Origin of the sequence: Bradyrhizobium commune (genome assembly GCF_015624505.1) — a bacterium.
Lineage (GTDB): Bacteria > Pseudomonadota > Alphaproteobacteria > Rhizobiales > Xanthobacteraceae > Bradyrhizobium > Bradyrhizobium commune.
Genome location: NZ_CP061379.1, coordinates 2638315 through 2652085 on the forward strand (window position 1 = coordinate 2638315; position 13771 = coordinate 2652085).

The 13771-nt window shown below is 65.5% G+C and carries 11 protein-coding genes; 8 read left to right on the top strand and 3 right to left on the bottom strand.

Annotated elements, in window-relative coordinates:
• Window positions 1–147: 147 nt before the first annotated feature.
• The gene (locus IC761_RS12350) at window positions 148–384 is read left to right on the top strand and encodes a DUF1127 domain-containing protein (RefSeq protein WP_195803511.1); all 237 of its coding nucleotides are present in this window, start codon (window positions 148–150) and stop codon (window positions 382–384) included.
• Between the two features lie 788 nt (window positions 385–1172).
• Here IC761_RS12350 and IC761_RS12355 read toward each other — a convergent pair.
• From IC761_RS12355 to IC761_RS12365, 3 genes are all read right to left on the bottom strand, one after another.
• Window positions 1173–1634, bottom strand: a complete 462-nt coding sequence (locus IC761_RS12355; RefSeq protein WP_195803512.1) for a hypothetical protein — start codon at window positions 1632–1634, stop codon at window positions 1173–1175.
• A 137-nt stretch (window positions 1635–1771) separates the two neighbouring features.
• Complete coding sequence (locus IC761_RS12360) at window positions 1772–2197, bottom strand: universal stress protein (protein WP_195803513.1); 426 nt, start codon at window positions 2195–2197, stop codon at window positions 1772–1774.
• Between the two features lie 50 nt (window positions 2198–2247).
• Window positions 2248–2784, bottom strand: coding sequence for a SixA phosphatase family protein (locus tag IC761_RS12365; protein WP_195803514.1), 537 nt, complete (start codon window positions 2782–2784; stop codon window positions 2248–2250).
• A 174-nt stretch (window positions 2785–2958) separates the two neighbouring features.
• Here IC761_RS12365 and IC761_RS12370 point away from each other — a divergent pair, with 174 nt between their 5' ends.
• From IC761_RS12370 to IC761_RS12400, 7 genes are all read left to right on the top strand, one after another.
• Window positions 2959–4419: an NAD(P)/FAD-dependent oxidoreductase gene (locus IC761_RS12370; protein WP_195803515.1), complete on the top strand. Its 1461-nt coding sequence runs from the start codon at window positions 2959–2961 to the stop codon at window positions 4417–4419.
• Between the two features lie 86 nt (window positions 4420–4505).
• On the top strand, window positions 4506–5018 hold the full coding sequence (gene msrB / locus IC761_RS12375; RefSeq protein WP_195803516.1) for a peptide-methionine (R)-S-oxide reductase MsrB: 513 nt from the start codon (window positions 4506–4508) through the stop codon (window positions 5016–5018).
• A 192-nt stretch (window positions 5019–5210) separates the two neighbouring features.
• Entirely contained in the window at window positions 5211–7463 is a 2253-nt protein-coding gene (locus IC761_RS12380) for a flagellar hook-basal body complex protein (protein ID WP_195803517.1), read from the top strand.
• Between the two features lie 35 nt (window positions 7464–7498).
• Window positions 7499–9379, top strand: coding sequence for a flagellar hook-associated protein FlgK (gene flgK / locus IC761_RS12385; RefSeq protein ID WP_195803518.1), 1881 nt, complete (start codon window positions 7499–7501; stop codon window positions 9377–9379).
• Between the two features lie 20 nt (window positions 9380–9399).
• A complete protein-coding gene (locus IC761_RS12390; RefSeq protein ID WP_195803519.1) occupies window positions 9400–11283 on the top strand; it encodes a flagellar protein in 1884 nt (627 codons plus the stop codon).
• A 71-nt stretch (window positions 11284–11354) separates the two neighbouring features.
• A complete protein-coding gene (locus IC761_RS12395; protein WP_195803520.1) occupies window positions 11355–12137 on the top strand; it encodes a methylenetetrahydrofolate reductase in 783 nt (260 codons plus the stop codon).
• Entirely contained in the window at window positions 12127–13770 is a 1644-nt protein-coding gene (locus IC761_RS12400; RefSeq protein ID WP_195803521.1) for a hypothetical protein, read from the top strand. The genes IC761_RS12395 and IC761_RS12400 overlap by 11 nt, the downstream gene beginning before the upstream one ends.
• Window position 13771: the final 1 nt, after the last annotated feature.

The window sequence follows — 13771 nt, forward strand, 5'->3', positions numbered from 1 at the left end:
GTGTACTGGAGCATTTAAGTTCCATCAAGGTCCGCGATTGAGCCGAGGAGAGCGAGAGCAATCCGAGGCATTTGAGGTGCAGGCGCTTTCCGCGCCGGCGCCAACGGCATCCGCTTCGCCGCGTGGACAGAAGGCCGGAGAAGAAACATGACCACGATCTCGCAAACTGCCGGGCGGAGTTTACGCCCATCCTCATCGAGTGGATTTTTTGGCACGCTCGTCAACGCCGCCTATGCGCTGTTCGACCGCCTGGAGCGCCGCTCCGCCGTCAAGACGCTGAACGAGCTCGACGACCGCGCGCTGCGCGACATCGGGATCAACCGCAGCCAGATCGAGGACGCCGTCTACGGGCAGTTCAAAGCCGAACTGACGCGGTATCTGTGAGTGTCCTCGGGCTGAGCGAGCGTGCTGCTCGCTCTTGTGTCCCGGACGCGCTGCAGCGTCCGCTGCTGCGCAGAGCCGGGACCCAGCAGGCCACGCAGACCGCTGATGGGCCCCGGCTCTGCAGCGCATCGCTGAAGGAGCGCCGCGTTGCGTCCGGGGCACGAGACCTTCTATTCAATAGACACACCTTCGCATCCTCGCGGCTCATTTCGCCCGAGCTTTGCTTCATTGCGGCACCCTCAAATGAAAGAGGGCGCAGGGAAGGCCGGGTGCCGGCTGGCACCCGCGGTCCACTGTGCGAAGGTTGCGCTACAAGAGGCTGCACAGCGGCATACAGGTGAAGCCCAACACACGGCCTTCCCTGCGCAGTGGTTTGACGGCTTATGCCGTGCTCTCCCCGGGGAGCGTTGCACTATTGCCCCCGTCGCCTTGCCGATGGCTGATGCGCGTGCCCGGTTGGGCCGCCACGTCACTGCAAGGCTTGGCGCACAGACCCCGGGCGCCAGGACGACACGGTTTTGCCGTACGCAGATCACACCGGTCGTGTGCGCGACTCGCTTCGCTCACGGTTGCCCGCCCTGCAAAGCCCTTCGCGCCGATATGGCCCGCGTCCACCGCCGTCCGGCCCGCGTTCGTGACGATCGCGATACGCCCCTCTTCCTTGGGCCGGAGTGGGCGACTATACGCCGTTTCCGAATTTCGGTAAAGTAGAATATTTTTGCCTGCGCGCGTTGACCCACCGCTCGGGTGTTTTGCCCGACAGGCAACACAAGGGCTTGTAGACGGGATCAGGCGAGTGCAGCCTGGTCCCACGCTCCGCCATAAGCTCGATCGTCTTCGGACCGGTCGGGCTTGCGGCGAGGCCTTGTCGCTGCGCCCCGTTCGCGCCGATGCCGGACACCCAGACGCTGCAAATGTGCAGCGGCGTTGCCGGCGCCCGCGGCAATGCGGGCCGCCACATGTTTGACGACGAACAGGATCGTCGTGACGCGGCTCAGCACGCCGAGCAGGATCACCACCGAGAAGATGTCGATATAGGCGAGGAAATCGCCGACCAGCATCAGCTCCGGCGGAATCGGGATGCTGTGGTAGTAGGCCAGCACGAGGATGACGACGGGGATGAGGGCGATGACCTTCCGCACCGTCAGCCGGTCCAGCAGCGCGGCGAATTGCACCACCAGCACCTCCCACAGCGCATCGCCGATTGCGAGTGGGACCTCGTAGGTCCACCGCCGCCACCATTGCTTCATGGCATTGCTCCGAGGTTGGTGCCTGACCACCAGTCCTGTAGCCCGGATGGAGCGCAAGCGTAATCCGGGAATCCATCCACGCGGACGCTACGGCCCCGGATTTCGCTTGCGCTCCATCCGGGCTACGAACTCCGAGTTTAGTGCCTGACCACCAGCACCGAGCATTTGGCATAGCGCACCACATGCCCGGCGTTGGAGCCGAGGAAATAGGTGCGCATCGCCGGCCGGTGCGAGGTCATCACGATCAGATCGGCCTTCATGTGCACGGCCTCCTCCAGGATCTCGTGATAGATGCCGCCCTGGCGCACCACGCTTGAGATATGGACGGGGTCGATGCCGGATTCGCGCGCGACGATCGCGAGCGCCTCTTCCGAGGTCTGGCGCTGCTGTTCGTCGAAGTCGGCCGGAACGTATTCGGCGAGCATCACTGGCGTCATCGGCAGCACGTTGAGCAGCCGGACCGATCCGTTCCAGTTCTGCGACAGGGTTGTCGCAGTCGCAATCGCAGGCTTTGCGAGATCGGTGTCGGCGAGGTCGATGGGCACGAGAATGGACTTGAACATCTGCGCCTCCAAATCTTCCAGTCAAAGCGTCTTGCCGGCCCGTCGCGCGATCATCCCGATCGAAGCAGCTTGGGGCTGAGGAACAGCACCAGTTTGCCGCGGCGATAGGCCACGTCACCCCAATCCTTCACGTCAAAGTCCAGGATCGCAAGCCCCGCGGTGGGCAGGTTGTCGGCGAGCGCCTTGGCGCCGGCCGGATCGCCGCTGCCCATCAGCATCAATGCCGCCTCGTGCATGCCGGGATTGTGCCCGACCAGCAGCAAGTGCTTGGGATCTGCCGGGATGGTTGCAGTGCGAATGGTTTCGAGAATCTGCGCCGGGTCGGCGCCGTAGAGTTCCGGCAGGATCTCGACCTGCGGCGCGGCGACGCGGTCCTTCATCGCCTCCCAGGCGATGTCCCAGGTCTGTCGTGCCCGGACGGCATGAGACGCCAGCACGGTATCGGGGGCAGGCGGATGATCGGCAATCCAGCTGCCGATCTCCGCGGCATCCCTGTGGCCGCGGTCGTCGAGCCGGCGATCCTGGTCGCGGCCGCTCGGCGCGTCCGTCTCGGTCTTGGCGTGACGCAGCAGCATCAAACGGCGCATGGCATTCCCGAATCGTTCCACGTCCAGAATAATCTACAGGCGCCGGCTGAGGACAAGGTGACGAGCGCCCGCACAATTATTGTTTTGAGCCTGATCTCCGCGCAGACGCATTTTGCGTTTGTCGCGAGGAAAAACCGCTGCACACTTTTCCGGATCATGCTCTAAGAAAACGACATGAGCGAGACTTTCACAAGCGTATCCCAGGAAGAAGCCGGCTTTCGCGAGCGCGCGCGGCTGTCGTTCGACCTCGATGCCGATATTTGCGTCATCGGGGCGGGGCTGGCCGGGCTCTCCATTGCGCTCGAAGCCGCCCGGCTCGGGGCCAGCGTCGCCGTGCTCGAGGGCCGCCATATCGGCTGGAATGCCTCCGGCAACCAGCTCGGTACCGTGATGCCGGGCTTTGCGCTGCCGCTGACCGAGCTGATCGAGCGTATCGGCTTCGAGGATGCCAGTGAATTGTGGACGCTGTCGAAGGAGGGCGCCGAATTCGTCCGCGGCAACGCCACCGAAGACAACATGCCCGGCATCGGCCGCAGCGACGGCGTGCTGGAAGTGTCCAATGTCGATGCCGGCGACCGGTTGATCAGCCGCTTGCAGATATTGAACGAGGATTTCGACACCGAGGTCGAGGGCTGGCAGGCCGACCGCGTCCGCGCGGTGCTCAAGACCGATCATTATTTCCACGGCGTCTACTATCCCAAGGCATTCCAGCTCGATGGCCGCAAATACGTCCACGGCCTGGCGGCGCTGGCGCGGCGCGCGGGCGCGCGCATCTTCGAGGATACGCCGGTCGTCAGCATCGATCATTCCGGCATCCGCAAGCGCATCGTCACGCCGTCGGCGCGGTTGCGCGCCACCCACATCGTGCTCGCCGGCAACATCCATCTCGGCGCGCCCTTGCGGCGGCTGTCGGAAACGCTGCTGCCGGTCTGGCGCTATGCCGGCGTCACCGCGCCGCTCGGCGAGCGCGTGCATGAGATCATCGCCTTCAAGGGATCGGTGATGGATTCCGACGGCGTCGATCATTTCCGCATCGTCGATGGCGACCGCCTGATGTGGGAAAGCCCGGAGACGACCTGGGCCGCGCGGCCGCAACGCTTTGCAGGCAGCGTCAGGCGGCGGATCAGATCGATCTTCCCGGAGCTCGGCAATGTCGAGATCACCGAGACGTTCGGTGGCGCGACCGGCCAGACCGTGCACGGCATGCCGCAGATCGGCCAGCTGCGCAAAGGCCTGTGGGTGGCGAGCGGGTTCGGCCGCCAGGGCATGAACACCTCCGCCATGGCCGGGCAGCTGATCGCGCGCAGCATCCTGTGGGGCGACGAGCGTTGGAAGCTGTTCTCGCCGTTCGAGCTGGTGTGGGCGGGAGGTGCGACCGGGCGCGTCGCGGGCCAGCTGGTCGGAATGTGGGGCAGGGTGAGCTCCGCGGCCGCAGGCTCGCTCGCCCGCTACCGCGAGCAGGCGCGGGTCAAGGACAGGGAGCGCGAGGCGCGGCTGGCGGAGGCCAACCGGGCCGCCGGCACCGGTCCGCGCCGACCGCCGCCCGGGGTTCGGCCCCGGCCGGCCCCGCCGCCGCGGCCACAACCGGTTGACGGCGCGGAACCCGCCTCGCACGACCAGGGCGCCTCGCAATAAGTTGAGAAAAATCCCGCCTGGAAGTGTAACGTCTGCCGTTAGAACCCGTATCTCGGGGCGTGGACTTCCCGCGCACGGAGAATGAGATGTTTGACCGCCGCATCCTGTTGACCACTGTCGCCGGCCTGTTCGGCTTTTCGGCCTTTCGCTGGCTGAGAGCAACGCCGGCCGAAGCTGGAGAGAAGGCCGCGCAGAAATTCGAGATCGAGAAGACGGACGCCGAGTGGCGCGCCCAGCTCACGCCGCAGCAATATGAGATTCTGCGCAAGGAGGGCACCGAGCGGCCGGGCTCCAGCCCGCTGCTGAACGAGCATCGCAAGGGCGTCTTTGCCTGCGCCGGCTGCGATCTGCCGCTGTTCGCCTCCGAGACCAAGTTCGAGAGCGGCACGGGTTGGCCGAGCTTCTACCAGCCGATCGAGGGCAATGTCGGCAAGACCGAGGACCGTACCTTCGGCATGGTCCGCACCGAGGTGCATTGCCGCCGCTGCGGCGGCCATCTCGGCCACGTCTTCGACGACGGTCCGAAGCCGACCGGACTGCGCTACTGCATCGACGGTTTCGGGCTGGTGTTTCACCCCGGGGCCCCGTCTGCGACGTAAGGCCTTATTTGACGTGTTTCCCCGGCAATTGTTGCCGGCCCCGGCAATTGTGCCCCGGTCATCCGACCGGGGCGTGTCTATTTAAGTCATTGATTTTGTGAAGATACCCGCATTGGCATAGCCCTTGCGACTGTCTCCCCCGACTGCGGCCCTGGTCGACCGGCCGCCGAGATCGGATTTGGAGACAAAGTTATGGGTATCTTCGATGCTATGAACACCTCGGTGGGTGGCCTGCAAGCGCAGTCCTACGCGCTTCAGAACATTTCCGGCAACATCGCGAACTCATCCACCACCGGTTACAAGGGCATCGGGACCTCGTTCGAAGATCTCATTCCCGACTCCTCCGTGCCGAGCAAGCAGGTCGCCGGCGGCGTCACCGCCCATGCGCAGGCGACCATCACCACGCAGGGCACGATCTCGTCCTCCACCGTCGCCACCAACATGGCGATCACCGGCGACGGCTTCTTCTCGATCCAGAAGGCGACCAGCGTCGTCGACAACTTGCCGCAGTTCGGCGGCGTCACCTATTACACACGGCGCGGTGACTTCCAGCTCAATTCCAACGGCAATCTGGTCAACGGCGCCGGCTACTATCTGATGGGCGTCACGGTCGACCCGAAGACCGGCAACCCGCAAGGCAACGTGGCGACCGTTCTGAAATTCCAGAACAACTTCATCCCGGCGCAGGCGACGACGTCGATCCAGTATGCGGCGAACCTGCCGACTCAACCAAACACTGTGGCGAGCACAACCGCGTCGACCGGCACGCTGCTGGCTGCCGGCGGGCTTAACCCGTCGGACTTCGCAGCCAACCCGCTGCCGGTCGGCACGCCGCCCGCCCCCTATACCAGCGCGACGGTGTCCGGCGCGGCCGCCACGGGCAACATCCGCTCGGCCTACTCGTCGACGACGGGGACGGGCACGGTTCCGCTCCAGAACAACTCGTCGGCGGTGGCCTCGACGACGACCTCCCTTGACAACACCGTGGGCACGCATCTCGCCTCCAGCATCCTCACCGGGCTGAGCGGCCAGACACTGACTATCAACGGCCACACCATCACTTTCGACACCAGCACCACTGTCACGACGACGGGCAGCAATACCACGATCGGCCTCGGCGCGGGCACGACCGCCACGGTCGCCAGCATCCTGAGCGCGATCCAGACCGCCGGTGGCGCCGGCGTCACGGCCACGCTGAGCGCCAGCGGCAACATCCAGATCTCGACCGGCACCGGCACCGACGTGCCGGTCGGCAGCGGTACGGCCGCCACTGCGCTCGGCATCAGCAGCGTGACGCGCGGTGGCAACGTGTTGTCCTCGCCCGCGATCACGGGCGCCACGGTCCTGAGCGGCAGTGCAACGGCCGGCGGCGCCGAGGTGCTTTCGTCCGGCTTCGCTGCCGGCGACACCATCACGGTCGACGGCCAGACATTGACCTTCATGACGTCGGGCGCTTCCGGAAATAACCAGATCAATATCACCGACAACATCACGACTCTGCTCGGCAAGATCGATGCGCTCTCCGGCGCCTCGGGGTCCTCGGTCAGCAGCGGCGGCGTGATTACGCTGAACACCGGCACCGTTTCCAACCTGTCGGTGTCGAGCTCCAATAGTTCGGCCTTTGCCGCGCTGGGCTTCACCTCGACCATCACCAAGAACCGCGACGGCGGCGGCACTGCCGGCACCGGCACCGTGATCGGCAACGACATCGCCACCTTCACCAAGGAATCGATCAGCGGCGGCGCGGTGACCGCCTACAACGCCGCAGGCACGCCGGTGAACCTGCAATTGCGCTGGGCCAAGACCGACAGCGCGTCGCTGGGCGCGGGACATTCCGATACCTGGAATCTGTTCTATCAGACCGATCCGAACGCGACCGGCACGACGGCCGGCTGGGTCAACACCGGCCAGGCCTTCACCTTTGCCGCCGACGGCTCGCTCACTTCGCCAAGTGGCTCGGGCATCACCATCAACAACGTGAGTGTCAGCGGCCAGACGCTCGGCTCGGTCGCCTTCAACATCTCCTCGGGCGGGTTGACGCAATATGCAAGCACGAGCGGGGCGGTGACCATCAACACCATCACGCAGAACGGCTACGCCGCCGGTCAGCTGCGCTCGGTCGCCGTCAACAACAACGGTCTCGTGGTCGGCACCTTCTCCAACGGCCAGAACCTCGATCTCGCCCAGGTGTCGCTGTCGCACTTCAACGGCACCAATTATCTGAAGGCGATGGACGGCGGCGCCTACGCGGCGACGGATCAGTCGGGACCCGCGATCGACGGCGCTTCGGGCACCATCAGCGGCTCGTCGCTGGAGGGATCCAACACCGACATCGCCGACGAATTCACCAAGCTGATCGTGACCCAGCAGGCCTATTCGGCCAACACCAAGGTGATCACGACCGCGAATTCGATGGTGCAGGACCTCTTGAACGTGTTGCGCTGATCGGCGCGTAACGTAACCAAAGGCGGCTAGTCAACATGGGTTTGAGTTCAGCCCTGGCCAGTGCGATGAGCGGTCTGCGTGCCAACCAGGCCGCGCTCTCGATCGTCTCGTCGAACGTCGCCAACTCGCAGACGCCGGGTTACGTCGCCCAGACGGCGAACCAGATCGAGGTCACCACCGGCGAGTTCGGCTCGACGGCGAAGACGACCGGCGTCAGCCGGGACATCGACAGCTATGTGCTGGGCCAGCTGCGTACCGAGACCGGCGGCAGCGGCTACGCCGACCAGACGGCCAACATTCTGAAGCAGCTTCAGAATGTCTATGGCAACCCCGGCGGCAGCGGCACGCTCGAAACCGCGCTGAACAATTTCACCAGCTCGCTCCAGGCGCTGTCGACGAGTGCGGGTTCGTCGTCGGCGCAGACCGTCGCCCTCGGCGCGGCGCAAACGCTGGCGCAGCAGCTCAACGTCACCACCAGCGGCATCCAGTCGCTGCGGTCGAATGTCGAGCAGGATCTCGGCACCTCGGCGCAGCAGGCCAACGCAGCGATGCAGCAGATCGCCGACATCAACACCAAGCTCCAGGGCCTGGCGTCGACCGATCCGTCCGCGGCGACGCTGATGGACCAGCGCGACCAGGCCATCAACACGCTGTCGAAATATGTCGACGTCCACGTCACCACCGACGGATCGAACCAGGCCAACATCTACACCACCACGGGCATTCAGCTCGTCGGCGCGGGCCTCGCCTCAAAGTTCACTTTCTCTTCAGCGGGTGCGCTGTCTGCGACCTCGCTCTACAACACCGATCCGGCCAGGTCGGGTGTCGGCGCGTTCAACATCACGCTGCCGAACGGCTCGTCAATCGATGTCGCCGCCAACAGCGTGGTTTCCTCCGGCCAGATCGCGGCCGATCTGAAGCTGCGCGACCAGACGCTGGTGCAGGCGCAGAACCAGGTCGATCAGCTCGCCGCGACGATGTCGAGCGCGCTGTCCGACAAGACCACGGCGGGTAGCACCGTCTCCGGTCCGCCCGCAGGCTTCGATATCGATCTCGCCGGCGCGCAGCCGGGCAACACCGTCAACATCAGCTATACTGATTCCACCAACACAAAGCGCCAGGTCACGCTGGTGAACGTGACCGATCCGGCGGCGCTGCCGCTCCAGAACGCGACCAACGCGAATCCGGTGCAGATCGGAGTCAATTTCTCCGGCGGCATGGGCGCGATCGCGGCCGCGCTCAACACCGCGCTGCCCGGCTCGCACCTGACGTTCTCCGCGGCCCCGTCGCCGGCGACCGCGACCACGCTCCGTGTCACCGACGACAATTCCGGTCTTGCCAAGGTCAATTCGGCGTCGATCACCAAGACGATCTCGTCGCTGACCTCCGGCGGTCCGCAACTGCCGCTGTTCACCGACGGCAGCACGGCGCTCTACACCGGCGCGATCACGGCATCGGGCTCGCAGATGACCGGCCTTGCCGGGCGCATCTCGGTGAACCCGGCGCTGGTCACCGATGCGAGCAAGCTGTCGGTCTACAGCACCTCGCCGGTGACGCCCGCAGGCGACACCACGCGCTCGGACTATCTCTACTCGCAGCTCACCAATACGGTGTTCTCCTATTCGCCGCAGACCGGTCTCGGCTCGGCGAGCCAGCCGTTCAGCGGCAGCGTCTCGAACTACCTCCAGCAGTTCCTGAGCGTCCAGAGCAATGCCTCGACCCAGGCGACCCAGCTTCAGCAGGGCCAGAGCGTCGTGGTCTCGACGCTCCAGGCCAAGTTCAACTCGACCTCCAGCGTCAATCTGGACTCGGAGATGTCGAACCTGATCCAGCTTCAGAATGCCTATGCCGCCAACGCCCACGTCATGTCGGTGGTGCAGAGCATGATGAATACATTGATCCAGGCTCAAGGGTAATCAGTACAGGGCTCTGAAACATGTCGATCAGCAGCATCAATTACGGTTCGTCGGTCCTCGGCGCACAGATCCGCAACATCAATCAGCAGCTCACCGACCTGTCGACGCAGCTCTCGACCGGCAAGCTGTCGCAAAGCTATTCCGGCATGGGGACCAACGAAGGCTTTGCGATCGCCTCGCGCGCGCAGCTTTCCAACATCGCCGCCTATACCGACACGATCACCAACGTCAACGTCAACATCAACCTCGCCAACACCGCGCTCCAGTCGCTGACGACGATCCGCAGCACGGTGCAGACCGGCTCCGCCAGCACCTCGCAGGATATCAACGTCAACGGGCAGACGATCGCGCAGAACACCGCCGCGGCCCAGTTCGGCTCGATGGTCGGCGTCCTCAACACGCAGGCGGGCAACCGCTATCTGTTCTCCGGCACCGCCTACAACACGCAATCGGTTGCGGATGCCGGGACCATCATCAACGGCACTGCGACGCAGGACGGTCTCAAGACCGTCATGGCGGAGCGCCAGGCCGCCGACCTCGGTGCCAACGGCACGGGGCGGCTGGTGCAGACGCAGCCGACGCCGAGCTCGGTGCAGGTGTCCGAGGACGTCGCCGGATCGCCGTTCGGACTGAAGATCGCCGCAGTCTCCTCGACGCTGACGGGCGCAACCGTCACCGGCCCGAGCGGCTCACCGGTCTCGTTCTCGGTCGATCTCAACGGCGTCAACCCGAACAACGGTGACAAGCTGAGCGTTCAGTTCACGCTGCCCGACGGCTCGACCGAGCAGATCGACCTGACGGCCTCGACGGCCACGCCGACGCCGGTCGGGAGCTTTGCGATCGATGCAAGCACTCCCGTCAACCCGAACAATACGGCGGCCAACCTCAACACCGCGCTGAACACTGCGATCACGAAGCTCGCCAACACCTCGCTGGTGGCGGCGTCCGCCGTCACCGCCGGCGACAACTTCTTCAATACGGATGGCTCGGCGATCGGCGCAGCCAAGACCAACCAGGCGACCCCGTCCGCACCGATCAGCGGGACCACGGCGCTCTCCGGCACGGCGCCCTCGGACTCGATTGCGCCGGGCTTCGCCGCCGGCGACAGCATCACCGTCAACGGCACCACGCTGAGCTTCGTCGCCTCGGGCGCGACCGGCAACCAGCTCAACGTCACCGACAGCATCCAGACCCTGATGAGCAAGATCGACTCCATCACGGGGACCTCGAAGCCGTCGACGATCCATGGCGGCTCGATCACGATCAACACGAACGACGCGGCGAGCCTGAACATCACGAGCTCGAATACGGCCGCGCTGGGCGCACTCGGGTTCGGCTCGTCCCCGATCACAGCCACCCAGCCGCCATTGCGGGTCGGCTCGTCGCCTGCGAGCTCGGCGACGACGCTGGTCAACGGCTCGGCCAATACCGTGAAATGGTACACCGGCAATGACGGCCCCGGCTCGGCGCGCTCGACCGCGGTGGCGCGGGTCGACGATTCCGTCACGGTGCAATATGGCGCGCAGGCCGACGAGGACGCGATCCGCAGCCAGCTACAGGCGATCGCCGTGTACGGGACGTTCTCGACCTCGCCGACCGGGCAGTATTCGGGCGCCCAGGTCGCGGCGCTGAGCCTGCGCACGACGCAGGCGCTGACGCCGCAGCCCGGGCAGCAGAAGATCGAGGACATCCAGACCGACATCGCGATGGCCCAGAACACGATGAAGGACGCGGGCACGCGCCAGACCCAGGCCAAGGCGCAGCTCCAGACCATCATCGACCAGGCGGAGTCGGCCTCGCCCGACCAGGTCGCGAGCGAGATCCTCTCGCTCCAGAACGCGCTCCAGGCGTCTTACCAGACTACCGCCAACCTCGCGCAGCTCTCGCTGGTCAAGTACCTGTAACGGCGCATTAAGGCGCCGTTAACCATGCCTGTTTACCTCTTGGTGAGGATTTGAGCGGGGCGGAGCCGTCGATGTCGGACAAGATGCAACTGGTCGTGGCCACGCCGTGCTTCGGCGGGCAGGTGTCGAGCATTTACGCCAGCTCGATCTTCGCGCTCCAGCGCGCCGTGCACGGCATGTCCAATCTCGAGCTCAAGGTGCTGTTGCGGGACGGCGACGCGCTGATCACCCGCGCGCGCGCCAACCTCGTCGCGATGTTCCTGGACGATCCCAAGGCGACGCATTTCCTGTTCGTCGACGCCGACATCGGTTTCACGCCCGAGCAGGTGTTCCGGCTGATCGAGTGCGGCGCCGAAATCGTCGCCGGCTGCTATCCGATCAAGCGGGTCAACTGGGACAAGGCCAGGCGGGCGATCCAGGCCGGCCGGGCCGATGTGCCGGCAGCCTCACTCGATTACGTGCTCGAGATCGAGGATCCCGACCGCATCGTGATGGTCAATGGCTTCACCCGCGTGCGCTATGCCGGCACCGGCTTCCTGATGATCCGGCGCCAGGCGCTGGAGGCCATGTGCCGCCATCCGGATTATGCTGGCTTGCAATTTTTCCGTGAGCATTCGCATGACACGCTGGTTTCGAGCCCGAACAGGTTCGCGCTGTTCGAATGCATGATCGATCCGGCAACCGGCACTTACCTCTCCGAGGATTTCGCCTTCTGCAAGCGCTGGACCGATATCGGCGGCGAGATCTGGGCCGATATCCAGAGCTCGCTCGATCACGTCGGGCCCTCGGTGTTCCACGGCGACATCGCATCGCAATTCGCCCCAGCGCCCGCGGCTGCGGCCGATGCGGCGTGAGCCGTTCGGGATGAGCGCCGGCGCATCCCGATTGCAGGACGCCGAGCACGCCCCTGGCGGCGGCTCGCGCTACGGCTTGCGCGACCTGTTCACGCCGCTCGACACGTTGCTCGTTGCCGGCGGTGACCGGCGGCTGGCGCTCGACCCGCAGACCCGCGTCAACGCCTACGGCTGTGCGGCGTCGCCCGAATCCGAGATCTGGAATTTCGCCTCCTCGACCGCATCGTCGATCTCGCAGGCGGCCTATGACCGCGCGGCGCTGGCGCGCGAGGAGCTCGTGCACAAATGCCTGTTCGACGAAGTCGAGGTCGCCTTCGATGCGCGCTGCGAGGATGTGCGCGACGAATTGCGGGGCCATTTTCAGCTGTCACAGCGCGTCGACATCGTGTTCTCGCCGTCGGGCACGGATTCCCAGCTGCACGCCCTGTTCCTGGCCCACGCAGTGCTCGGCGCGCCGCCGGTGACGATCGTGGTCGGCGCCGATCAGACCGGAAGCGGCACCGCCTACACGGCGCGCGGCCGCCATTTCAGCTCGATGACGGCGAGCGGGCTTTCGGTGCGCAAGGACGGCGCGGTGGCAGGACTCGCCGGCGACAGCATCGCGGTGCCGCTTCTCGACGCCATATCCGATATCGCAATGCGACCGGATGCTGATGCCGCCGTGCTACACGCGGTCGAGACCAGCCTCGCGCAAGGTCGGCGCGTTCTGTTGCAAATCATGGATTCATCGAAACTCGGCTGGCGCGCCCCGAGCGCGGGCTGCCTCGACGAGATCGCCCGGCGCTGGCCCGGCAAGGTGCAAATCGTCGTCGACGCCTGTCAGGCGCGGCTCGGGCGCCGGCGGCTGCGCGCCTATCTCGATCGCGGCTACATGGTGCTGATCACCGGCTCCAAATTCTTCGGCGGGCCGGCTTTCAGCGGTGCGCTGCTGGTGCCGAAAGGTTTGTCACGGTCGCTCGACCGGGTTGGCGAGATCGCGCCGGGCGTTCTCGACTATGCCGGCCGCAGCGACTGGCCGAAGGCGTGGGCGGCGCTGCGCTCGCGCTTCGAGCGCCGGCCGAATTTCGGTCAATGGTTGCGCTGGGAGGCGGCGCTTGCTGAGATGGCCAGATACTATGCTGTGCCCGGCGCATTCCGCGCCAGGGTGCTGACCGATCTCGCCGCTGGCATCGACAACATGATCGCGCTGTCGCCGTCGCTGCGGGCCGTACCGGCCGCGGTCAACAAGGCCGATGCGGACGATGAGGAATTCGTGCAACGGACGGTGTTTCCGTTCACGCTGCTGCGCAACGGCAAGCCGGTTTCGATCGCGGAAACCGGCGCCGTCCATCGCGCGCTTGCGTGCGACGTCAACGACGATTTCAGTGGCAGCACGGCGGACCGGCAGGTTGCCGCGCAACGCTGTCTCGTCGGCCAGCCGGTCCGGCTGGAGCAACCGGATAGCCCGGCGCAGGCTGTGCTGCGACTGTGCGCCGGTGCGCGGCTCGTCACCGAAGCCTGGTCGGCCGACCCCGCTCAAGCGCAACGCAATGTGCAGCAGATCCTCGACCGCATCGCCCACGTCCTGGTGAAGATCGAACTGCTGCTTGACCGTGCCGCCGCTGTGCCGGCGAAATCCGTATTCGAGGTGTGAG